The organism is Pseudomonas yamanorum, assembly GCF_013386765.1.
Lineage (GTDB): Bacteria > Pseudomonadota > Gammaproteobacteria > Pseudomonadales > Pseudomonadaceae > Aquipseudomonas > Aquipseudomonas yamanorum_A.
This window is the reverse complement of the sequence record NZ_JACARE010000027.1, coordinates 144522-167263: the sequence shown is the minus strand read 5'-3', so window position 1 is coordinate 167263 and position 22742 is coordinate 144522. Positions and strand designations below refer to the sequence as shown.

17 protein-coding genes are annotated in these 22742 nt (G+C 60.3%); 10 read left to right on the top strand and 7 right to left on the bottom strand.

Annotation, left to right across the window (positions count from 1 at the left end):
- Positions 1-172: 172 nt before the first annotated feature.
- Entirely contained in the window at positions 173-610 is a 438-nt protein-coding gene (locus HX875_RS22110) for a universal stress protein (RefSeq protein WP_003218985.1), read from the bottom strand.
- 105 nt (positions 611-715) lie between these two features.
- Here HX875_RS22110 and HX875_RS22105 point away from each other — a divergent pair, with 105 nt between their 5' ends.
- The 7 genes from HX875_RS22105 (at position 716) to HX875_RS22075 (ending at position 9128) form a co-directional block, all read left to right on the top strand.
- Positions 716-1153, top strand: a complete 438-nt coding sequence (locus tag HX875_RS22105) for a hypothetical protein (protein WP_177045657.1) — start codon at positions 716-718, stop codon at positions 1151-1153.
- Between the two features lie 452 nt (positions 1154-1605).
- Positions 1606-3753, top strand: coding sequence for a fatty acid oxidation complex subunit alpha FadB (gene fadB, locus HX875_RS22100; protein ID WP_063032264.1), 2148 nt, complete (start codon positions 1606-1608; stop codon positions 3751-3753).
- A gap of 29 nt (positions 3754-3782) precedes the next feature.
- Positions 3783-4958 carry an acetyl-CoA C-acyltransferase FadA gene (gene fadA / locus HX875_RS22095; RefSeq protein WP_076017236.1) on the top strand — a complete coding sequence of 392 codons (1176 nt, stop codon included), beginning with the start codon at positions 3783-3785 and terminating at the stop codon, positions 4956-4958.
- Positions 4959-5055: 97 nt separating this feature from the next.
- On the top strand, positions 5056-5292 hold the full coding sequence (locus HX875_RS22090) for a DUF1653 domain-containing protein (protein WP_088424511.1): 237 nt from the start codon (positions 5056-5058) through the stop codon (positions 5290-5292).
- Positions 5293-5406: 114 nt separating this feature from the next.
- A complete protein-coding gene (topA, locus tag HX875_RS22085) occupies positions 5407-8028 on the top strand; it encodes a type I DNA topoisomerase (RefSeq protein WP_177045655.1) in 2622 nt (873 codons plus the stop codon).
- 147 nt (positions 8029-8175) lie between these two features.
- A complete protein-coding gene (locus tag HX875_RS22080) occupies positions 8176-8697 on the top strand; it encodes a DUF6586 family protein (RefSeq protein ID WP_088424509.1) in 522 nt (173 codons plus the stop codon).
- Positions 8698-8894: 197 nt separating this feature from the next.
- Positions 8895-9128, top strand: a complete 234-nt coding sequence (locus HX875_RS22075) for a hypothetical protein (RefSeq protein ID WP_003218969.1) — start codon at positions 8895-8897, stop codon at positions 9126-9128.
- 112 nt (positions 9129-9240) lie between these two features.
- On the opposite strand, the gene sulA is transcribed toward HX875_RS22075, so the two are convergent.
- On the bottom strand, positions 9241-9714 hold the full coding sequence (gene sulA / locus HX875_RS22070) for an SOS-induced cell division inhibitor SulA (protein ID WP_177045653.1): 474 nt from the start codon (positions 9712-9714) through the stop codon (positions 9241-9243).
- Positions 9715-9724: 10 nt separating this feature from the next.
- Positions 9725-10333 carry a transcriptional repressor LexA gene (gene lexA / locus HX875_RS22065; protein ID WP_003172575.1) on the bottom strand — a complete coding sequence of 203 codons (609 nt, stop codon included), beginning with the start codon at positions 10331-10333 and terminating at the stop codon, positions 9725-9727.
- A 262-nt stretch (positions 10334-10595) separates the two neighbouring features.
- Here lexA and HX875_RS22060 point away from each other — a divergent pair, with 262 nt between their 5' ends.
- Positions 10596-11303, top strand: coding sequence for a TetR/AcrR family transcriptional regulator (locus HX875_RS22060; RefSeq protein WP_177045651.1), 708 nt, complete (start codon positions 10596-10598; stop codon positions 11301-11303).
- 169 nt (positions 11304-11472) lie between these two features.
- Entirely contained in the window at positions 11473-12483 is a 1011-nt protein-coding gene (gene nagZ / locus HX875_RS22055; RefSeq protein WP_177045649.1) for a beta-N-acetylhexosaminidase, read from the top strand.
- 93 nt (positions 12484-12576) lie between these two features.
- On the opposite strand, the gene HX875_RS22050 is transcribed toward nagZ, so the two are convergent.
- The 3 genes from HX875_RS22050 to mfd are packed head-to-tail and all read right to left on the bottom strand — an operon-like array spanning position 12577 to position 19307.
- Positions 12577-15267, bottom strand: a complete 2691-nt coding sequence (locus HX875_RS22050; protein ID WP_177045648.1) for a DEAD/DEAH box helicase — start codon at positions 15265-15267, stop codon at positions 12577-12579.
- A gap of 9 nt (positions 15268-15276) precedes the next feature.
- Positions 15277-15846, bottom strand: coding sequence for a CsiV family protein (locus tag HX875_RS22045; protein WP_177045647.1), 570 nt, complete (start codon positions 15844-15846; stop codon positions 15277-15279).
- 11 nt (positions 15847-15857) lie between these two features.
- Entirely contained in the window at positions 15858-19307 is a 3450-nt protein-coding gene (gene mfd / locus HX875_RS22040; RefSeq protein WP_177045646.1) for a transcription-repair coupling factor, read from the bottom strand.
- A 339-nt stretch (positions 19308-19646) separates the two neighbouring features.
- Here mfd and HX875_RS22035 point away from each other — a divergent pair, with 339 nt between their 5' ends.
- On the top strand, positions 19647-21110 hold the full coding sequence (locus HX875_RS22035) for a glyceraldehyde-3-phosphate dehydrogenase (protein ID WP_177045645.1): 1464 nt from the start codon (positions 19647-19649) through the stop codon (positions 21108-21110).
- A 162-nt stretch (positions 21111-21272) separates the two neighbouring features.
- On the opposite strand, the gene HX875_RS22030 is transcribed toward HX875_RS22035, so the two are convergent.
- Positions 21273-22571 carry an MFS transporter gene (locus tag HX875_RS22030; protein WP_177045644.1) on the bottom strand — a complete coding sequence of 433 codons (1299 nt, stop codon included), beginning with the start codon at positions 22569-22571 and terminating at the stop codon, positions 21273-21275.
- Positions 22572-22742: the final 171 nt, after the last annotated feature.

Genomic DNA, 22742 nt, shown 5'->3' with positions numbered 1-22742 from the left:
GCGCTCATTTATATGAGCACCGGTTTTTTTATATGAAATACAGTTCAAATGTGGGAGCGGGCTTGCTCGCGAATGCGGTGGATCAGTCAATATTTACGTTAACTGACCCACCGCATTCGCGAGCAAGCCCGCTCCCACACAAGCCCGCTCCCACATTAGATCGCCTTTGGTCTTACGAGCTCTTTACCAGTTTCACTGCCAGCACATCGCAAGGTGCGCCGTGCAGCACGTCATTGGCTGTAGATCCCAGCAGCAAGGCCAGGCCGTGGCGGCCATGGCTGCCGACCACGATCAGGTCGCAACCTTGCTCCTTGGCCAGGTGGTGGATTTCCTGGCGCGGCTGGCCGTAGGTCAGGTGGCTCTGGTCTTTTTTCAGGGCGGGATACTTGTTGATCAGGCGATCAAGGCGTTCCTTGGCCTGGTCGAACTGCTGCTGTTGCAGCTGGGACAGGTCCATCGGCACGTCGCCGCCAAAGGCCATGGCCATCGGCTCGACGATATGCACCAGGGACAGTTTCACCGAGTCACCTGCAAGGCCTACGGCCCGCTTGATCACGGGGTCGCATTCTTCGGTCAGGTCCACGGCGACCAGAATATGTTCGTAGGGCATGAGGAGTTCCTCCAAAGGAAAGCGATAAGTTCAGTATGGCTGGTTTCAAGCGGATGGGGTTGCGTCAGGTCAAATCCGCTCATCAAGAAATTCGGGAGTACACATATGACGGTCTGGATAGTGGTGTCAATCCTTGCGCTGGTTTTAAGCCCCCTGGCGTGGTTGCGTCCGTCGCGCCATTCGAGCGGGCGCATGGCCCTGCGCATGGAGGCGCGACGCATCGGTTTGGCCATGCAACTGACGCCCCAGGACTGGCCGCACTGGCTTAAGCACGAGCCGCCGAGCCCGTGTGCGCAATATCACCGGCCACGGCGCGGCACCAAACTGGTCACCTGGAGTTATTGGCAGTTGGAACCGGGGGTTTGGGTCAATCAGTGGCAGGAAAGCTGCGTTGATGAAAAGTTGTTGCCACATTTTGCGACGCTGCCGGCAAACGTCTACAAAGTCGAAGCCGACAAGCAAATGATCACCCTGTACTGGGGCGAAAAGGGCGAGTTGAGCGTGTTGCAGGACATTGATGCGGTGCTCAAGGCGCTGGCCTGAGTTTTCTGCGGGCATTAAAAAGCCCGAAAGCATCATCGGGCTGGAGTTGGCCAGGCAGGCCGGTAATTCGTTAAACGTGCCGCTAGCCTAGCCGCATATTCGGTTCTGTACAGCCCTTTAAATCAAATTTCTTATTATTGATTTCGTGAATGATTAAACATTGGCGAGGCGATGCCGGCTGCCCCGGGTTCTGAAATGACTGAAAAGTCGCGTTTTTGCGGCCCTTTCGAGCGATTGACAATTCTTCGGATTTGGCTGAAGGTGACGTACCCAAATCAAACGGGCGTATGAATTGAGCGTTTGTCTTTCAGACCGTTCGTACAGAATCCCGACTATCGCGTTGGCGGGTGTGCCTGGCAAATTGGCGTTAGCATCGACGGTAACGTCAGTGCCTACGCTGAATCCTGCGTCCGACGTGTACTGTTCAGCTTCCATATCGTGGAGATCAGTTGATGATTTACGAAGGTAAAGCCATCACGGTTAAGGCTCTTGAAAGTGGCATCGTCGAATTGAAATTCGACCTCAAGGGTGAGTCCGTCAACAAGTTCAACCGTCTAACCCTGAATGAATTGCGTCAGGCCGTAGACACCATCAAAGCAGATGCATCGGTCAAGGGCGTGATCGTCTCCAGCGGCAAGGACGTGTTCATCGTCGGCGCTGACATCACCGAATTCGTCGACAACTTCAAGCTGCCCGATGCCGAGCTTGTGGCTGGCAACCTCGAAGCCAACAAGATTTTCAGCGATTTCGAAGACCTCAACGTGCCGACCGTTGCCGCGATCAATGGCATCGCCCTGGGCGGCGGTCTGGAAATGTGCCTGGCCGCCGACTTCCGCGTGATGTCGGCCACCGCGAAAATCGGCCTGCCGGAAGTCAAGCTGGGCATCTACCCAGGCTTCGGCGGTACCGTGCGCCTGCCGCGCATCATCGGTGCCGACAACGCCATCGAGTGGATTGCCGCCGGCAAGGAAAATCGTGCTGAAGACGCGCTGAAAGTCGGCGCCGTGGATGCCGTGGTTGCTCCCGACAAGCTGGCAGAAGCCGCACTGAACCTGATCAAGGGCGCCATCAGCGGTGAATTTGACTACAAGGCCAAGCGTCAGCCAAAACTCGAAAAACTCAAGCTCAACGCCATCGAACAAATGATGTCGTTCGAAACCGCCAAAGGTTTCGTGGCAGGCCAGGCCGGCCCGAACTACCCGGCGCCGGTTGAAGCGATCAAGACCATCCAGAAAGCCGCGAACTTCGGCCGCGACAAGGCCCTGGAAATCGAAGCTGCCGGCTTCGTCAAACTGGCCAAGACCTCTGCCGCGCAGAGCTTGATCGGTCTGTTCCTGAACGATCAGGAACTGAAGAAAAAGGCCAAGGCCTACGACGAAATCGCCCGCGACGTGAAACAGGCTGCCGTACTCGGCGCCGGTATCATGGGCGGCGGTATTGCCTATCAGTCGGCGTCCAAAGGCACGCCGATCCTGATGAAGGACATCAACGAGCACGGCATCGAGCAGGGTCTGGCAGAAGCCGCGAAACTGCTGGTGGGCCGCGTTGATAAAGGCCGCATGACTGCAGCGAAAATGGCTGAAGTGCTTAACGGCATTCGTCCTACGCTGTCCTACGGCGATTTCGGCCACGTCGACCTGGTGGTCGAAGCGGTTGTCGAGAACCCGAAGGTCAAGCAGGCGGTACTGGCTGAAGTTGAAGCCCAGGTTAAGGAAGACACTATCCTGGCTTCCAACACCTCGACCATTTCCATCACCTTGCTGGCCAAGGCCCTCAAGCGTCCGGAAAACTTCGTCGGCATGCACTTCTTCAACCCGGTGCACATGATGCCGCTGGTGGAAGTGATCCGTGGCGAGAAGTCCAGCGAGCTGGCTGTTGCCACCACCGTTGCCTACGCCAAGAAAATGGGCAAGAACCCGATCGTGGTCAACGACTGCCCGGGCTTCCTGGTCAACCGCGTACTGTTCCCGTACTTCGGCGGTTTCGCCAAGCTGGTCAGTGCTGGTGTGGACTTCGTGCGCATCGACAAGGTCATGGAAAAATTCGGCTGGCCAATGGGCCCGGCGTACCTGATGGACGTGGTCGGCATCGACACCGGTCACCACGGTCGCGACGTAATGGCTGAAGGCTTCCCGGATCGCATGAAAGACGACCGCCGCTCGGCGATCGACGCACTGTACGAGGCCAAGCGCCTAGGCCAGAAGAACGGCAAGGGCTTCTACGCCTACGAGACCGACAAGAAAGGCAAGCAGAAGAAAGTGGCCGATCCTTCGGTTCACGAAGTACTCGCGCCGGTCATCTACGAACAGCGTGAAGTGTCCGACGAGGACATCGTCAACTGGATGATGATCGCCCTGTGCCTGGAAACCGTGCGCTGCCTGGAAGACGGCATCGTTGAAACCGCAGCCGAGGCCGACATGGGCCTGGTCTACGGTATCGGTTTCCCTCCATTCCGTGGTGGTGCGCTGCGTTACATCGATTCCATCGGTGTGGCCGAGTTCGTTGCCCTGGCTGATCAATACGCTGATCTGGGCCCGCTGTACCACCCGACTGCGAAGCTGCGTGAGATGGCCAAGAACGGCCAGAGCTTCTTCGGTTAAGCGCCCCAGACACTTGAGCGAGAATATTTATGAGCTTGAATCCAAGAGACGTCGTGATTGTCGATTTCGGTCGTACTCCGATGGGCCGCTCCAAGGGCGGCATGCACCGCAACACCCGCGCTGAAGACATGTCGGCGCACCTGATCAGCAAATTGCTGGAGCGCAACGTCAAGGTCGACCCTAACGAAGTCGAAGACGTGATCTGGGGCTGCGTCAACCAGACCCTGGAGCAGGGCTGGAACATCGCCCGCATGGCTTCCTTGATGACGCAGATCCCGCACACCGCTGCCGGCCAGACCGTCAGCCGCCTGTGTGGCTCGTCCATGAGCGCACTGCACACTGCCGCACAAGCGATCATGACCGGCAACGGTGATGTGTTCGTGGTCGGCGGCGTGGAGCACATGGGCCACGTCAGCATGATGCACGGTGTGGATCCGAACCCGCACATGTCCCTGTACGCGGCGAAAGCCTCGGGCATGATGGGCCTGACCGCAGAAATGCTCGGCAAAATGCACGGCATCACCCGCGAAGCCCAGGACGCATTCGGCCTGCGCTCCCACCAGCTCGCCCACAAGGCGACGCTGGAAGGCAAGTTCAAGGATGAAATCATCCCGATGAACGGCTACGACGAGAACGGTTTCCTGAAACTGTTCGACTACGACGAAACCATTCGTCCGGACACCACCCTGGAAAGCCTGGCGGCCCTCAAGCCTGCCTTCAATCCAAAGGGCGGCACCGTGACAGCGGGTACTTCGTCGCAGATCACCGACGGTGCTTCGTGCATGATCGTGATGTCGGCCCAGCGTGCCCAGGACCTGGGCATCCAGCCGATGGCGGTGATTCGTTCGATGGCGGTCGCAGGTGTGGACCCGGCGATCATGGGCTATGGTCCAGTACCGGCCACACAAAAAGCATTGAAGCGCGCAGGCCTGAGCATCTCCGACATCGACTTCTTCGAGCTCAACGAAGCTTTCGCCGCACAGGCCCTGCCAGTGCTGAAAGATTTGAAAGTGCTCGACAAGATGAACGAGAAGGTTAACCTGCACGGCGGCGCGATTGCCTTGGGTCACCCGTTCGGGTGTTCCGGTGCACGTATCTCCGGCACGTTGCTTAACGTGATGAAGCAAAATGGCGGCAACCTGGGTGTTGCAACCATGTGCATTGGTCTCGGCCAAGGCATCTCCACCGTCTTCGAACGTATCTAAACGTTTCGTTGACGGAAGCCGGGGCCCAGTGCCCCGGTTTTTGTTTTTTGGAATTTTTTATATTTTTTTTTAACAAATTTTGTAAGAGGGCCAGAGCATGAAAGTCGAACCAGGGCTCTACCAGCATTATAAAGGTCCGAAGTACCGCGTTTTTAATGTGGCGCGGCATTCCGAGACCGAAGAGGAAGTGGTGTTTTACCAAGCACTGTATGGCGATTACGGCTTTTGGGTACGTCCCTTGAGCATGTTCCTGGAGACCGTCGAAGTTGACGGCGAACAGGTCCCGCGCTTTGCTTTGATCCAGGTCGAACCCAGCCTTTTTTCCGCGCAATAAAGGCAGGCCGCGCAGAATGCTGCGCTTGACCTCACCTTGTTGCCACTATATATAGCGTTGCCGCGTCAGGCGCCAACCGCCTTTCACTTCTCGAATTCAGGAATTTTCCGATCCATGGGCAAATCGCTGGTCATTGTGGAATCCCCGGCTAAGGCCAAGACCATCAACAAGTACTTGGGTAACGAGTACGTGGTGAAGTCGAGTATCGGCCATATCCGAGACCTGCCCACCAGCGGTTCGGCTAGCGCCAGCAAGGAGCCTGCCGCCAAGCGCGGCAAGGCGGCTGCGGGCGAAGGTCCGGTGCTCACGCCTAAAGAGAAAGCGCGCAAGCAGCTGGTCTCGCGCATGGGTGTCGATCCCGATCATGGCTGGAAAGCCAAGTACGAGATCCTCCCGGGCAAGGAAAAGGTCATCGAAGAGCTGCGCCGGCTCGCCAAAGATGCTGACACCATCTATCTCGCAACCGACTTGGACCGCGAAGGGGAGGCTATTGCCTGGCACCTGCGGGAAGCCATCGGTGGTGACGACAGCCGCTACAAGCGCGTGGTGTTCAACGAAATTACCAAGAAGGCGATTCAGGAAGCCTTCTCCAAGCCGGGCGAACTGGACATTGACCGCGTCAATGCCCAGCAGGCCCGTCGCTTCCTCGACCGCGTCGTGGGCTACATGGTCTCGCCGCTGCTGTGGGCGAAGATCGCCCGTGGCCTGTCCGCCGGCCGTGTGCAGTCGGTTGCGGTAAAGCTGGTCGTGGAACGTGAGCGCGAGATTCGTGCGTTCAACCCCGAAGAATACTGGGAAGTGCACGCTGACCTGGGCACTGCCAAGGGCAACAACGTGCGCTTTGAAGTGGCCCGCGAGAAAGGCGAGGCCTTCAAGCCGCTCAACGAAGCCCAGGCCATGGCTGCGCTGGAGAAGCTCAAGGCTTCCAGCTACAGCATCGTCAAGCGTGAAGACAAGCCCACCAGCAGCAAGCCGTCGGCGCCGTTCATCACTTCCACCCTGCAACAGGCCGCGAGCAACCGCCTGGGCTTCGGGGTGAAGAAGACCATGATGATGGCCCAGCGTCTGTATGAAGCGGGCTACATCACGTATATGCGTACCGACTCCACCAACCTGTCGCAAGACGCGGTGGCGATGGCGCGCACTTATATTGAAAGCGAGTTCGGCAAGAAGTACCTGCCGGAGAAGCCGAACGTCTATAGCAGCAAGGAAGGCGCACAAGAGGCTCACGAAGCGATTCGTCCCTCCGACGCCAACACCGAGCCAAGCAAGCTGAGCGGCATGGAGCGCGACGCTGAGCGCCTCTACGAGCTGATCTGGCGCCAGTTCCTGGCTTGCCAGATGCTGCCGGCGCAATACCTGTCTACCACCGTCAGCGTGGGTGCCGGTGACTTTGAGCTGCGCGCCAAGGGCCGTATCCTCAAGTTCGACGGTTACACCCGCGTGATGCCGCAAATCGCCAAGCCGGGCGACGACGACGTGCTGCCGGACATGGCCCAGGGCGATGTGTTGAAGCTGATCAAGCTCGACCCGTCCCAGCACTTCACCAAGCCGCCGGCGCGTTATTCGGAAGCCAGCCTGGTAAAAGAGATGGAAAAACGTGGCATCGGTCGTCCTTCGACCTATGCGGCGATCATTTCCACCATCCAGGACCGCGGCTACGTGGCGCTGCACAACCGTCGCTTCTACTCGGAGAAGATGGGCGACATCGTCACCGAGCGCCTGTCCGAGAGCTTCTCCAACCTGATGGACTACGGCTTCACCGCCGGCATGGAAGAGAACCTCGATGACGTGGCCCAGGGCGAACGCGACTGGAAAAACGTGCTCGACGAGTTCTACGGCGACTTCAAGAAGAAACTTGAAGTAGCTGAAAGCGCCGAGAACGGCATGCGCGCCAACCAGCCGGTGATGACGGACATTCCGTGCCTCACTTGCGGCCGCCCGATGCAGATTCGTACAGCATCCACCGGCGTATTCCTCGGTTGCTCGGGTTACAGCCTGCCGCCGAAAGAGCGCTGCAAGGCCACCGTCAACCTGGTGCCGGGCGATGAAATCGCTGCCGATGACGAGGGTGAATCCGAGTCGCTGGTACTGCGTGGCAAGCACCGTTGCCCGATCTGCAGCACGGCGATGGATGCCTACCTGCTCGACGAGAAGCACAAGCTGCACATCTGCGGTAACAACCCGGATTGCAACGGCTACGAGATCGAAGAGGGCACTTACCGCATCAAGGGCTACGAAGGTCCGAGCCTGGAATGCGACAAGTGCGGCAGCGAGATGCAGCTCAAGACCGGCCGTTTCGGCAAGTTCTTCGGTTGCACCAACCCGACCTGCAAGAACACCCGCAAACTGCTGAAAAGCGGTGATGCGGCGCCGCCGAAGATGGACCCGGTGAAGATGCCGGAGCTCAAGTGCGAGAAGGTCAACGACACCTACATCCTGCGTGACGGCGCGTCGGGGCTGTTCCTGGCTGCCAGCCAGTTCCCGAAAAACCGCGAGACTCGTGCCCCGCTGGTGATGGAGATCGTGCCCCATAAAGACGAGATCGATCCGAAATACCACTTCCTCTGCGAAGCGCCGAAGAAGGACCCGGACGGTCGCCCGGCCGTGATCCGCTACAGCCGCAAGACCAAGGAGCAGTACGTGCAAACCGAGGTTGAAGGCAAGCCTACCGGCTGGAAAGCGTTCTACGACGGTGGCAAGTGGAAGGTCGAGGACAAGCGCCAGGGCGCATGACCCAGGCTGTAGGAGCGAGCTTGCTCGCGAAGGTCGTTAACGATAACGCGGGCATTCTGGCTAAACGCGTTATCCTTTAGGTCTTCGCGAGCAAGCTCGCTCCTACACAGCCAGCATCACGCCTTATTCGTTGTGGAGACTGCCTTCATGGCCAACGAACTCTATACCCGCACCAACCAGAAAATTTACTTCGCGGGTTTGTCCCTGGAAGCCCTTGGCCGTGCCGAGGAAGGAAAGGAGATGAACGCTATCGCGCTGGTACAGGCCGGGCGTGAAGCCGCGCTGTTCCACCTGTATGGCGCCTTGCTTGGCTTGTGCCATGAGATCGCCGGGTTCTATCGTTTGCCTCAGGCCGGTTCGCCGCGTGCCGAGATGATCATCAACCGGGATGTGCTGGAATCCATGGCCATCCCGGAGTTGGCCGAGTTGGTCGAGATGGCGCAGAGCCCGGACAGTTGGCTGGCGCGGTTGCTGGTAGCCCACGCCGAAATGTTTCAGCCGCCACGGGTGAAACACACGCCCAAGGGTGATGTGACGCAGCCGCTGATCGTGGCCGTGAGCCTGGATGAAGAAGGCCCTGAGCCGTTGAGCCGGGAAGAGCTGGAAAGCTGGCGGCAGGAGCTGAAGAAGCTGGCCATTCGGTTTCGGGATGGGTTGAACGAGTGCTGAGGGCTATTTAAGTCTCTCACTGGCAGCTAGCGCTTTTGTGGCGAGGGAGCTTGCTCCCGCTGGGCTGCGAAGCGGCCCCAAGGCTTTTCCGGTCTGGCAATGTCAGCTGTCGGAGGGCTGCTGCACCGCCCAACGTGGGCAAGCCCGCTCGTCACAACACTGATATAATGCCGGCCTTTCGTGGAGAACAGACTTTTATGCCAACGTCCTTTCTGGAAATTGTTGAACTGCCCGACGGCCGAATCGAGCTGCGCCGGGCTGAGGACGAGGGTTCTCTGGTTATTTTGGATTTTTCCGAGGACGCAAAAGCGTTCCTGCAAGGCCAGCACGTGGAAGTGGCAAAAGCCATGTTGAGCGTAGGTGTGCAGATGGCGGGGCGCCTGGCTGAAGGCGAGCCGGAGAAGGAAGACGGCCCACGGATTCTTCACTGAGTCCGTCTGTCGGCTTTTTTGTAAGCTTCAATTATGCAGATCGGCTTCTCAATCCTGAAGAAGCCTCGTGTCATGGCGGACCCTGGCAACAGCCAGTCGCCCGCACATCGTTTTATCCCAACCGAATGTTCAAACTCTGTGCATCGCCTGTGCGTGCGGCGCTGATCAGTTGCTGCCTGGCCGCTGTACTCAGCGGGTTCAGCCAGCTGACCACCGTATGGCTACGGCCCAGGCGCAAGGCTTCACAGGTCAACTGCTGGGCGCTCTGAGTGCCGCGGGGTTGCAGCAACAGGATGCGTTCGCGATTAAGGCCGGCGTCCCGCAGCCAGGCCTGGGTCAGGCTGGATGGTGGGGCGATCAGCGTCAGCCAGCGTGCGTCCTGCTCCTCGCTCAACTCGCGCAGAATCGGCGCCAGCAGGCTCAGGCAGCTCCCGGCAGCCCCGCGCAACGACAGTTCACTGAACGCTTCGGGTTCGGCGCTCCAGGGCGCTTCGACCGTTTCCTTGAGGATGGGCGCAAGGGGCTGGGCCATGAAGGCCTCAAACAGCGAAAGCTGGGTGTGTTGTGGGGTCTGTAGGAACTGCATGATGCCTCCGTTAGCGGCGAATAACGCCGACGCTCAAGCCTTCAATCACCAGGTCCTGATCCTTCAGGTTCACTTCAATCGGCGCGAACTCAGGGTTCTCAGCCAGTAGCCAGACCTTGCTGCCTTCGCGCTTGAAGCGTTTGACCGTCACTTCATCACCTATACGGGCGACGACGATCTGGCCGTTGCGGGCTTCACGTGTGGTGTGGACGGCCAGCAGGTCGCCGTCGAAAATGCCTACGTCCTTCATACTCATGCCATGGACCCGTAGCAGATAGTCGGCACGAGGATGGAAGAAGGTCGGGTTGATATTGCAGGATTCCTCGACGTGCTGTTGCGCCAGGATCGGCGCACCGGCTGCGACCCGGCCGATGATCGGCAGTGTCGACTCGTCGGCCTTGGCTTCGAAGCCAGGGATACGAATGCCGCGCGAAGCACCCGGGGTCATCTCGATCGCGCCTTTGCGGGCGAGGGCCTTGAGGTGTTCTTCAGCGGCGTTGGGCGACTTGAATCCCAGTTCCAGCGCAATTTCCGCCCGGGTCGGCGGGTAGCCGTTGTCATCGAGGCAGCGCTTGATAAAAGCCAGAATCTCAGCTTGGCGTGGCGTCAGTTTTAGCATGTTGATCGCTCTGTCTTTTTATACAGTGACTGGGATTATATACAGTGGACTGCGCTTGGCAATCACCGTTTTCAGTCACTCCGCTGGACGGTCATTTATCACCTGTCCTACAGGCTGGAGATAGCGCTGCCTACAGACCTCAGCGAATGTGATTAAATGGCCATGAATTAACTGACCGACCGGCCGCAAACCGACCTGCAGGCTTGACAAGACATAGCTTGAAACGTATGTTTCAAACAAGTGTTTGTCAGGCGGAGTAGCCATGGCCCAGTCGGAAACCGTTGAACGCATTCTCGATGCTGCCGAGCAGTTGTTCGCGGAAAAAGGATTTGCTGAAACTTCATTGCGGCTGATTACCAGCAAGGCCGGGGTCAACCTGGCGGCAGTGAATTATCATTTCGGCTCCAAGAAAGCGCTGATCCAGGCCGTGTTCTCACGGTTCCTGGGGCCTTTCTGCATCAGCCTCGACCGTGAGCTGGAGCGCCGCCAGGCCAAGCCTGAAAACAAGCCGAGCCTGGAAGACCTGCTGGAAATCCTCGTCGAGCAAGCGCTGGTAGTCCAGCCTCGCAGTGGCAATGACCTGTCGATCTTCATGCGCCTGTTGGGCCTGGCGTTCAGCCAAAGCCAGGGTCACCTGCGGCGCTACCTGGAAGACATGTACGGCAAGGTGTTCCGCCGCTATATGTTGCTGGTCAACGAAGCCGCACCGCGTATTCCGCCGATCGAACTGTTCTGGCGCGTGCACTTCATGCTCGGCGCCGCGGCGTTCAGCATGTCCGGGATCAAGGCCCTGCGTGCGATTGCCGAGACCGACTTTGGCGTCAATACATCCATCGAGCAGGTCATGCGCCTGATGGTGCCGTTTCTTGCCGCCGGCATGCGTGCCGAAAGCGGCGTCACCGACCAGGCCATGGCGGCCGCCCAGTTGCGCCCCCGCAGCAAGTCGGTGCCGGCCCCGGCCAAGGTTTGACCCTCCCGGGTGTGCGCGGCCGCTTGCATCCGCTAAGCTAGCCGCCCATGCCGATTTCAGCTATTTACCCACAGCCCGTTGCGCTCGCTGAGCGTCCATCTCCAGGTTCAATCCTGGCGATGCGATCTCGCGAGGGCGCCGGGCTGCGTGCGTTATTTAAGGAAGCTTTATGACCCAAGCCCTGCAAGGCTCTTTGATGGTGGACGTCGCCGGTACCTGGCTGACGGCTGAAGATCGTCACTTGTTGCGCCAGCCCGAGGTAGGTGGCCTGATCATTTTTGCGCGCAATATCGAGCATCCGCGCCAGGTGCGTGAGTTGAGCGCCGCGATTCGTGCGGTGCGCCCGGACCTGCTGCTGGCGGTCGACCAGGAAGGCGGCCGGGTGCAGCGCTTGCGCCAGGGGTTTGTGCGGCTGCCGGCGATGCGTGCCTTGGCCGACAACCCCAATGCGGAACAACTGGCCGAGCAGTGTGGCTGGATCATGGCCACCGAAGTGCTGGCGGTCGGGCTGGACCTGAGCTTCGCCCCGGTACTGGACCTTGATTACCAGCGCAGCGCCGTCGTGGGCACTCGCGCGTTCGAAGGCGATCCCGAACGTGCCGCTTTGCTCGCTGGTGCCTTTATCCGTGGCATGAACAGCGCGGGCATGGCGGCCACCGGCAAGCACTTCCCTGGTCACGGCTGGGCTGAGGCCGATTCCCACGTCGCGATTCCCAATGATGAACGCAGCCTGGAACAGATTCGTGCCAATGACCTGGTGCCTTTCGCACGATTGAGCAAGCAGTTGGCGGCCGTTATGCCCGCCCACGTGATTTATCCACAGGTCGATGCGCAACCCGCCGGCTTCTCTCGGCGCTGGCTGCAGGACATCCTGCGCGGTGAGTTGCAGTTCGACGGGGTGATTTTCAGTGATGACCTGTCGATGGCCGGCGCCCATGTGGTCGGTGATGCCGCCAGCCGTATCGAAGCCGCGCTGACGGCTGGCTGCGACATGGGCCTGGTGTGCAACGACCGCGCCGCCGCCGAGTTGGCCCTGAGTGCCGCCCAGCGCATGAAAGTCACGCCGTCGGCGCGTATCGCGCGGATGCGTGGCCAGGCGGTGGCGTCGACCGAGTACAAGCAGGATCCGCGTTGGCTGGCTGCGTTGGGTGCCCTGCGGGATGCTCAATTGATTGATTAAGACCGTGTCGCGTTCATCGCAGGCAAGCCAGCTCCCACAGGGAAATGCATTCCAAATGTGGGAGCGGGCTTGCCCGCGATAGCGGTCTTAAAGTCAGCGCTTCTCTTGCTTGTGAGGCAACGGCGCAAACAACGCTTCGATATCCTCATTCCCCAGCTTCCAATCCCCTGTCGTACGCCCATCCAGAACGCCCGCCGCCAGATCAGACTTTTCCTTCTGCAAATGCTGGATTTTCTCTTCCACCGTGCCCCGGGCAATCATCTTGTAGACGAATACCGGCTTCTCCTGGCCAATGCGATACGCACGGTCTGTGGCCTGGTTTTCCGTCGCCGGGTTCCACCACGGGTCATAGTGAATCACCGTGTCCGCTTCCGTCAGGTTGAGCCCGACGCCGCCGGCCTTCAGGCTGATCAGAAAAATCTGCAGCTTGCCGCTCTGGAAGTCCTTCACTGGTGTACGCCGATCCCGGGTTTGCCCGGTCAGCAGCGCGTAGGCCACGCCACGCTTCTTCAGCTCGGCCTCTATCAGGCTCAGCATCGAGGTGAACTGGGAAAACAGCAGAATCCTGCGTCCTTCGGCAAACAGCTCTTCGAGCATCTCCATCAAGCTGTCGAGCTTGCCCGAGCTGCTGCCTTTGGCCGGCAGGGTCGCGTCATTGACCAGGCGCAAATCGCAGCACACCTGCCGCAATTTGAGCAGCGCTTCGAGGATGATGATCTGGCTGCGGGCCACGCCCTTGCGGGTGATCTCGTCGCGGACTTTCTTGTCCATCGCCAGGCGCATGGTTTCGTACACGTCGCGCTGGGCTTCGTTGAGGTCGACCCAGTGGATGATCTCGGTCTTGGGCGGCAATTCCGTCGCCACCTGCTCCTTGGTACGGCGCAGCAGGAACGGTTTGATCCGACCATTGAGGTGCTGCAATCGCACGTCGCTGCCGCGCTTTTCAATCGGCACGCGGTAATCGCGGTTGAAGCTTTTCACATCACCCAGCCAACCCGGCAACAGGAAGTGGAACAGCGACCACAACTCGCCCAAGTGGTTTTCCAGCGGTGTACCACTGAGGCACAGGCGCTGGCGGGCGTTCAGCTCGCGGGCAGCCTGGGCGGCCTTGCTGTTGGGGTTCTTGATGTACTGCGCTTCGTCGAGGATCAGCACGTGCAAGGGCAGGGCGGCCAGTTGCTCGATGTCCTTGGGCAGCAGGGCGTAGGTGGTCAGTAGCAGGTCGTAGTCCTGCAACTGCGGGAAATGTTTCTTACGCCCTGCGCCATACAGCGCCAATACTTTGAGCTGCGGCGTGAAGTGTGCGGCTTCGTCGAGCCAGTTCGGGATCAGGCTGGTAGGCATCACTACCATGCACGGCCGGTCCAGGCGCCCGGCGATTTTCTCGCTCAGAATATGCGCCAGGGTTTGCAGGGTTTTGCCCAGGCCCATGTCATCCGCGAGAATCCCGCCGACATCGAGCTGGCGCAGCGACTGCATCCAGCTCAAACCTTCCAACTGATAAGGGCGCAACGTCGCGTTCAACCCTTCGGGCGCTTCGCAGCTGAAATCCTTGATATCCCGCAGGCGCTGGGCGAAGTTGCGGATCTTTTCGCCGCCTTCCCATTGCAGTGGCAGGTCTTCCAGCGGGTTCAGGCGAATGGCGTCTGCCTTGGCCAGGCGCAGCGCGGTGGTGCCGGGCTCTTGCAGGTAGAACTCGCCAAGGGTCGCCAGCACCGGTTTCAGCCGGCCGTAAGGCAGCGCCACTTGCAGCGGGCCGTGGCCATTGGGCAGGCCGGGGATGTTCACCAGAATCAATTCGTCGTCGCGCCGCCGGGCGAGTTTTTCCGGGTTGAGGATCTCGGTGTGGGAGCGCATCAGGTTCAACAGGATCGGCAGCAAACTCAGGCGTTCGCCGTTGACGATGATCCCCAGCTCCAGGTCGAACCAGTCGCGTTCCGGCACTTCGTCGACGCTGGCGTACCAGTCGTCGACGGCGCTCAAGTCGAAACCGAAATCCTCATCGATCTGCAATTCCCAGCCTTGGGCGCGCAGGGTCGGTGACGCATTCAACGTGAAGGTCAGCCAGGCGCTGTCATTGACCATTTCGAACAGCTCACCCGCACTTTCCGGCAAGGCCTTGCTCTGGCGCGTGGCAATCTTGAAGCCCAGCAGGCGCAGTTGTTCGCGAAACTGTTGCTCAACCTCGGGGTGGCGCTTGATCCGCAGGCTCTGCTGTTCCTGGCGCACGATGATGTCGGCGTTCTTCTGGCCGCTGACGTAGTTGCCCAGATAGTTGAAGGACAGCGCCGCGCGATGCTGGATGTAACGCTGCATCTTGCCGTTGCGCGGTTCGAAGGCGCTGAACTCGATACTCGCCAGCCACAGGCGCGGCACCGGCTGCACGTCTTCCATCACCACTTGCGGCAGCACCACGCGGTTGTCCAGCACTGCCTGGAGTTTCTCCAGCAGCTCGGCATCCTGGGCTGCCGCCGGGTAGGCCAGGGTTTCCTGGACCTTGAGCAGCACGGCGGCGATGTGTTTGCAGTTGGTGTGCACGGGGCAGGTGCAGCGGCTGTCCACCAGGATCAGCGTGCCCTTGGCGGATTCGCGCAGGGAGATGGTCTGGCGGTAGACATTGCCGCCCGAGCCTTCGCAGCTGGCAATGATGGTGCTGTCGCCGGACTCGACGATACGCACGCGGTTTTCCAGGGCGTAGCGCCGGCCGCGCTCAAGGCTTTGCTCTTTAAAGCGATTGGCCCACGAAGGGGCCAGGGGTTTGGTCAACGACGACGTCAGGGGCATGGTGCTGGATCAGTCCTGGACGTCGGGCGGTGGCGCGCTGGGCGGCTTGGCGGTCAGCGAGGTGATTTTGATCAGCAGGGCGAGGTGGCCGCCGTCCAGGTAGTTGAGCTGGTTGTTCTTGGTGCGCACGTCTTGCTGGCTGAGGTGCTCGCTGGCGATGACGCTGCCGTTGGCGTCGAACTGGTTGACCCAGAAGTCTGCATCGATATCGGTAAAGCGTCCGAGTTGCAGGCTCAGGGTGCCTTCGATAGGAAACTGGCCGAACTGCTCCGTGCCGTCACTGATCGCCAGCTTGATCGGCTGCTCACCGAGGTTCTGTTCCCAGGTGCGATGCAGCAACACCGTGTAGCTATTGTCGGCATTGAGTTTTTCGACGATGTTGCCCAGCCGCGGCGGGCTCATTTTGTCGGCCGGCAGGCGTGGCGCGCCGGCGTCCCAGTTTTCCGGCGCCGCACGGCTAGTGATCACCGGCTCGGCGTTCTGGCGCACCAGGATCATCTCCACCAGGTACGGGCTGTCGGCAAACGCCGAAGGGGCAACGACCACCAACAACAAGCTCAAAATGCGGAACAGGCGCATTGGGGCGTCCTTCAAGCAGTTTTCGGGATGAGGCGCTCAAACAGCGCCTCCAGTGTATTAAAGCGTTCTTCGGCGCGTTCCATCGGCACCATGAATTTGAACAGCGTAGCCCCTTCGAACTTGTAGCGATTGGGTTGGCCCTGAATCAGCTTGATCAGCACCAGAGGGTCCACCGGCGTCTGCGCCTCGAACTCGATACGCCCGCCTTGCGGCCCGGCATCAACCTTCTTGATACCCAGTTGCTCGGCCTGCAATTTCAGCAGGGTCAGGCGCACCAGGTTCTTGGTCGGTTCCGGCAGCAGGCCGAAGCGGTCGATCATCTCCACCTGCAGGTCCTTGAGGCCTTCTTCGTCGGTGGCCGAGGCGATGCGTTTGTACAGGATCAGCCGCGCGTGCACGTCCGGCAGGTAGTCTTCGGGGATCAACGCCGGCAAGCGCAGGTTGATTTCCGGGCCGCCACCCAGCGGTTGGTCGAGGTTCGGTTGTTCGCCCTTGCGGATGGCTTTCACCGCGCGCTCGAGCATCTCCATATACAGGGTGAAACCCACGGCCTGGATCTGCCCGCTCTGGCCGTCGCCCAGCAGTTCGCCGGCGCCACGGATTTCCAGGTCGTTGGTGGCCAGCACAAAGCCTGCGCCAAGGTCCTGGGTATTGGCGATCGCTTCCAGGCGCTTCTCGGCGTCGGAGGTGATCTGCTGGCGCGGCGGCGTCAGCAAATAGGCATACGCCTGGTGGTGACTGCGCCCGACCCGGCCGCGCAACTGGTGCAGCTGCGCCAGGCCGAACTTGTCGGCCCGCTCGATGATGATGGTGTTGGCGCTTGGCACGTCGATGCCGGTCTCGATGATGGTCGAGGCGATCAGCACGTTGAAGCGCTTGTGGTAGAAGTCGCTCATCACCTGTTCGAGTTCGCGTTCACGCATCTGCCCGTGGCCGATGGCGATCCGCGCTTCCGGCACCAGTTCGGCGAGGTCGGCGGCGCATTTCTCGATGGTTTTTACATCGTTGTGCAGGTAGTAAACCTGGCCGCCGCGCAGCAACTCACGCAACAGGGCTTCCTTGACCGTGCTTTTGTTCTGCTCCATGACGAAGGTGCGCACCGACAACCGGCGCGCCGGCGGCGTGGCGATGATCGACAGGTCGCGCATGCCCGACACCGCCATGTTCAGCGTGCGCGGAATTGGCGTGGCGGTGAGGGTCAGGATGTCGACTTCACTGCGCAGGGCTTTGAGTTGTTCCTTCTGGCGGACACCGAAGCGGTGCTCTTCGTCGATGATCACCAGGCCCAGGTTCTTGATCTTCACATCATCCGACAGCAGCTTGTGAGTGCCGATCACGATGTCGATCTTGCCTTCTGCCAGGTCGGCAATCGCCGCGTTCACTTCCTTGGCCGACTTGAAGCGGCTCATCACTTCCACGGTCACCGGCCAGTCGGCAAAGCGGTCGCGGAAGCTGTTGTAGTGCTGTTGGGCGAGCAGGGTGGTCGGTACGAGGATCGCCACCTGGCGGCCGCCGTGCACCGCAATAAAGGCGGCGCGCATCGCCACTTCGGTCTTGCCGAAGCCCACGTCGCCGCACACCAGGCGGTCCATTGGCTTGGGCGCCAGCATGTCGGCGCGCACGGCGTCGATGGTGGTTTGCTGGTCCGGGGTTTCTTCGAAGGCGAAGCCGGCGCTGAAGGTGGCGTAGTCGGCCTTTGGGTCGGCAAATGCATAACCTTCGCGGGCGGCGCGGCGGGCATAGATGTCGAGCAGTTCGGCAGCCACGTCGCGCACCTGTTCGGCGGCCTTGCGCTTGGCTTTCTGCCAGGTCTCGGAGCCCAGGCGGTGCAACGGCGCGAGGGCGTCGTCGCTGCCGGTGTAGCGGGCGATCAGGTGCAGGTTGGCCACCGGCACGTAGAGCTTGGCGCCCTCGGCGTATTCCATGGTGAGGAATTCGGCCACCTGGTTGTCGATCTCCAGGGTTTGCAGGCCCAGGTAGCGGCCCACGCCGTGGTCGATATGCACCACCGGCGCGCCTTCGCGCAGTTCGGTGAGGTTCTTGATCACCGCATCGTTGTTGGCGTCGGCGCGTTTCTCGCGACGGCGACGCTGCATCACCCGCTGACCAAACAGCGGGCTTTCGGCAATCAATGCCAGGGCCGGGTCGTCCAGCAGCAGGCCTTCGTCCAGCGGCGCGATGGTGATCGCCAGGCGATCCTTGCTCGCGACAAAGTCCGGCCAGCTGTCGACGGTTTTCGGCCGCAGCTTCAGGCGCTCCAGCAACTCCAGCAGCACCTCGCGGCGCCCGGCGGACTCGGCGGTAAACAGCACACGGCCGGGGAAGTCACCGAGAAAGTTCGACAGCGCCTCCAGCGGCTGGTTGGCCTTGGCTTCAATCGCCAGGTTCGGCAGTGCTTGCGCCGGGAAGCGCTCGCGGCCGGCGCCTGCGTCCACGTCCTGTTGGCTGGCGACCACACGCGGCCAGTTTTTCAGGCGGGCGAAGCAGTCTTCCACCGGCAGGAACAGTTCGGCCGGTGGCAATAAAGGACGGGACGGGTCGACGCGGCGCTCTTCATAACGGTTGCGCACGTCATTCCAGAAGTTCTCTGCCGCCTGTTCGATGCCCGGCAGCGAGAACACCTGGGTGTCCTGGGGCAGGTAATCGAAGAGGGAGGAGGTTTCGTCGAAGAACAACGGCAGGTAGTACTCGATACCGGCGGGGGTAATTCCGCTGCTCAAGTCCTGGAAGATCGGGCAGCGGCGGAAGTCCACGTCAAAGCGCTCGCGGAAACGTGCCTTGAAGCGCGTGACCGCGTCTTTTTGCAGCGGGAATTCCCGGGCCGGCAGCAGCTTGACCGACTCCACCTTGTCGATGGACCGCTGGTTTTCCGGGTCGAAGGTACGCAGGGTTTCGATTTCGTCGTCGAACAGGTCGATCCGGTACGGCAGTTTGCTGCCCATCGGGAACAAGTCGATCAACGCGCCACGTACCGCGAACTCGCCGTGCTCGTACACCGTGTCGACGCAGCGATAGCCGCTGGCTTCAAGCCGGGTGCGCATTTGCTCCACGTCGAGCTTCTGGCCGATATCCAGCACCAGGCTGCTGCCCAGCAGGAACTTGGTCGGCGCCAGGCGATGCAGGGCCGTGGTGATCGGCACCACCAGCACGCCGTGGGCCAGTTCCGGCAAGCGGTACAGGCTGGCGATGCGCTGGGAAATGATGTCCTGGTGCGGCGAGAACAGATCGTAGGGCAGGGTTTCCCAGTCCGGGAAATGCAGCACCGGCAAATCGGGGGCGAAGAAACTCAGCTCCTGTTCCAGCCGCTCGGCACTTTGGCTGTCGGCGGTGAGCAGCAGGGTAAAGCGCTTGGCAGCGCTGGCAGCCTCGGCGATGGCCAGGCTGAGGGCGGCACCGGGCAGGTTGCCCCAGTGCTGTTTACCTGCCGCGGCAGGGAGAAGCGGTAGACGCAGAACGGGCACGGAAGGTTGAGCTCCAAGCGTTGCGACAAAGTCGGTAATTGTAACGGCCCGGAGTGCCGCCTGTCAGTTGCTGACTGAGCCTATTACGGTTTGCAGGAAATGTAGTGGCTAAGACAAACAAAGGCGTCTTTTGACTCATTATGTAGTGCCGAAATCGGCGTATGTTTCGGAGGGTTACGGACACTTTGTCACAATGGCCCGGAAGGGGGTGCCCTGAAAGCCACGTATTTACTGGGCTCCAGCGCGGCGTTATTTTTTTGCAAGGGGTTTTGTTGCTGGCCGCGCATTGCTCCGAGGGCGGTCGGGCGGCATAATGTAGCCCCTTTTTTCTGCCCCTACATGTGGAAGGTTCCCGTGACTCAGAAGCCCGACCAGTGTCTTGGTGAATGGATCGACCGTGAAGCACTCGCTGAAGCGATGATTCCGCTTATCGGTCAGCTCTACCGCAATAACAACGTGGTGAGCTCGATCTATGGCCGCAGCCTGATCAACCAATCAGTCATCGCGATTCTCAAGGCTCATCGCTTTGCTCGCCATCGCTCCGCCGACGACAGCGAACTCTCCGTCCACGAAACATTCCCTCTGCTTAAAGCCATGAGCGAGCTCAAGCTCGGCGCGGCCTCGGTAGACCTGGGCAAGCTGGCCTACAAATTCCGCAAGGAAGGCGCTGGCCGTACCGCCGAGCAGTTCGTGCGTGAAGAAATGGCCGACGTGGTTGGCCAGCAAAACGCCGCCGCCCGCAAAGGCACCGACGTTGTGCTGTACGGCTTCGGTCGTATCGGCCGCCTGCTGGCGCGCATCCTGATCGAAAAAACCGGTGGCGGCGACGGCCTGCGCCTGCGTGCCATCGTGGTGCGTAAAGGTGCAGAAAACGACCTGACCAAACGCGCCAGCCTCTTGCGTCGCGACTCGGTACACGGTCCGTTCAACGGCACCATCGTCATCGACGAAGAAAACAACACCATCACCGCCAACGGTAACCTGATCCAGGTGATCTACGCGAAGAACCCGGCTGAAGTGGACTACACCCAGTACGGCATCAAGGACGCACTGCTGGTGGACAACACCGGCGTGTGGCGCGACGCCGAGGGCCTGGGCCAACACCTGGCTTGCCCGGGTATCGACCGCGTTGTCCTGACCGCGCCTGGCAAGGGCAAGCTGAAGAACATCGTGCACGGCATCAACCACGGTGAAATCACCGCGCAAGACAAGATCGTCTCGGCTGCTTCCTGCACCACCAACGCCATCGTGCCGGTGCTGAAAGCGGTGAACGACAAGTTCGGCATCGTTAACGGTCACGTTGAAACGGTTCACTCGTACACCAACGACCAGAACCTGATCGACAACTTCCACAAGGGCGATCGCCGTGGCCGCAGCGCCGCGCTGAACATGGTGATCACCGAGACCGGTGCTGCCACCGCTGCTGCCAAGGCCCTGCCTGAGCTGGCCGGCAAGCTGACCGGTAACGCGATCCGTGTTCCGACGCCGAACGTGTCGATGGCCATTCTCAACCTCAACCTTGAGAAAGCCGCCACCCGTGAAGAGATGAACGAGTACCTGCGCTACATGGCGCTGCACTCCGATCTGCATAAGCAAATCGACTTCGTGAACTCGCAGGAAGTGGTTTCCACCGACTTCGTAGGCTCGCGCCACGCCGGTGTGGTGGACGCGGAAGCGACCATTACCCAGGATAACCGCGTTGTTCTGTACGTTTGGTACGACAACGAATTCGGTTACAGCTGCCAGGTGGTTCGCGTGATGGAAGACATGGCCGGGGTCAACCCGCCAGCGTTCCCGCGCTAAGCATCAGCAGTAAATGAAAAAGCCCCGACTGGTTCGGGGCTTTTTTATGTCTGTGGGTTTTGTGTTGTTTGTACCGGCCTCATCGCAGGCAAGCCAGCTCCCACATGTTGATGTGCGATTCCACTCAAATGTGGGAGCTGGCTTGCCTGCGATAGCGATCCATCAAGCGCCGCCGACTATCGAAGCCTGCGCAGTCCGCAGCTCATGACGGTTGCCCTTGAACAGGATCAACGTGGCGACCAACCCGAGCACCGCCGCACCGCTGAGCCAGATCCCCGGCGCGGCCTTGTTGTCCAGCACGTGGATCAGGTAGGTACAAGCCGCCGGAGTAAAGCCACCAAAGGTCGCCGTCGCCAGGCTGTAGGCCAGGGAGAACCCGGTGGTACGTACTTCTACCGGCATGATTTCGGTCAGCGCCACCACCATCGCACCGTTGTACGAGCCGTACAGGAACGACAGCCAGAGCAGCACGATCAGCAGATGGCTGAAGCTCGGGTTGGCCACCAGCCAGGACAGCGCCGGATAAGCAGTGAGGATCGCCAGAATTGTCGCGCCGAGCAGCAGGGGTTTACGGCCGATCTTGTCGGACACCGCGCCCATCACCGGCAGCCAGATGAAGTTGGAGATGCCCACGCACACCGTTACCAGCAATGCGTCGAAGTCCGACAGGTGCAGTTCTGCCTTGCCGAAGGTCGGGGTGTAGGCGGTGATCAGGTAGAACGACACGGTGGTCATCACCACCAGCGCCATGCCGGCGATCACGATGCCGAAGTTCTGGCCGATGGAGCGCACGATTTCCTGCAGGGTAGGGCGGTGTTTGCGTGCCTGGAATTCCGGGGTTTCTTCCAGGGAACGACGAATCACGAAGATCACCGGCACGATCAGGCAACCAATCAGGAACGGCACGCGCCAGCCCCAGTCACCCATTTGTTCGGGGCTGAGCCAGTGGTTCAGGCCCACACCCAGCAGGCCGGCGAATACCACCGCGGCTTGCTGGCTGGCGGACTGCCAGCTGACGAAGAAGCCTTTGCGGCCCGGAGTGGCGATTTCCGCCAGGTACACCGATACACCGCCCAGCTCTACACCGGCCGAGAAGCCTTGCAGCAGGCGACCGAACAGCACGATCAGGGGCGCCGCAACGCCCAGGGTGGCGTATCCGGGGACACAGGCAATCAGCACCGTGCCGGCAGCCATCAGCGCCAGGGTGATCACCAGGCCCTTTTTACGGCCGTGACGGTCGATGTAGGCACCGAGGAAAATCGCGCCCAGCGGACGCATCAGGAACCCGGCACCAAAGGTTGCCAGGGACAGCATCAGGGAGGCGAAGGCGCTGTCGGTGGGGAAAAAGGTCTTGGCAATGGCCGTGGCGTAGAAGCCGTAGACCATGAAGTCGAACATTTCGAGGAAATTACCGCTGACAACGCGAAAGATCGCCTTGCCCTTGCCCGTTGTAGTGGACATGTCATGCACTCATTTTGGCTATCTTATTAGTAATCCCTGGTCGCAACCGTCCTTGCTGTTAAAGCCTCGGCACGAAGCTGGCGCTGAACAGTTTTGTAACGATATGTGTATAAGCCACCACAGGCAACAAAAAACCGATAGCAAGCTGGCAAATTGCCGCAGGGTGCGGGG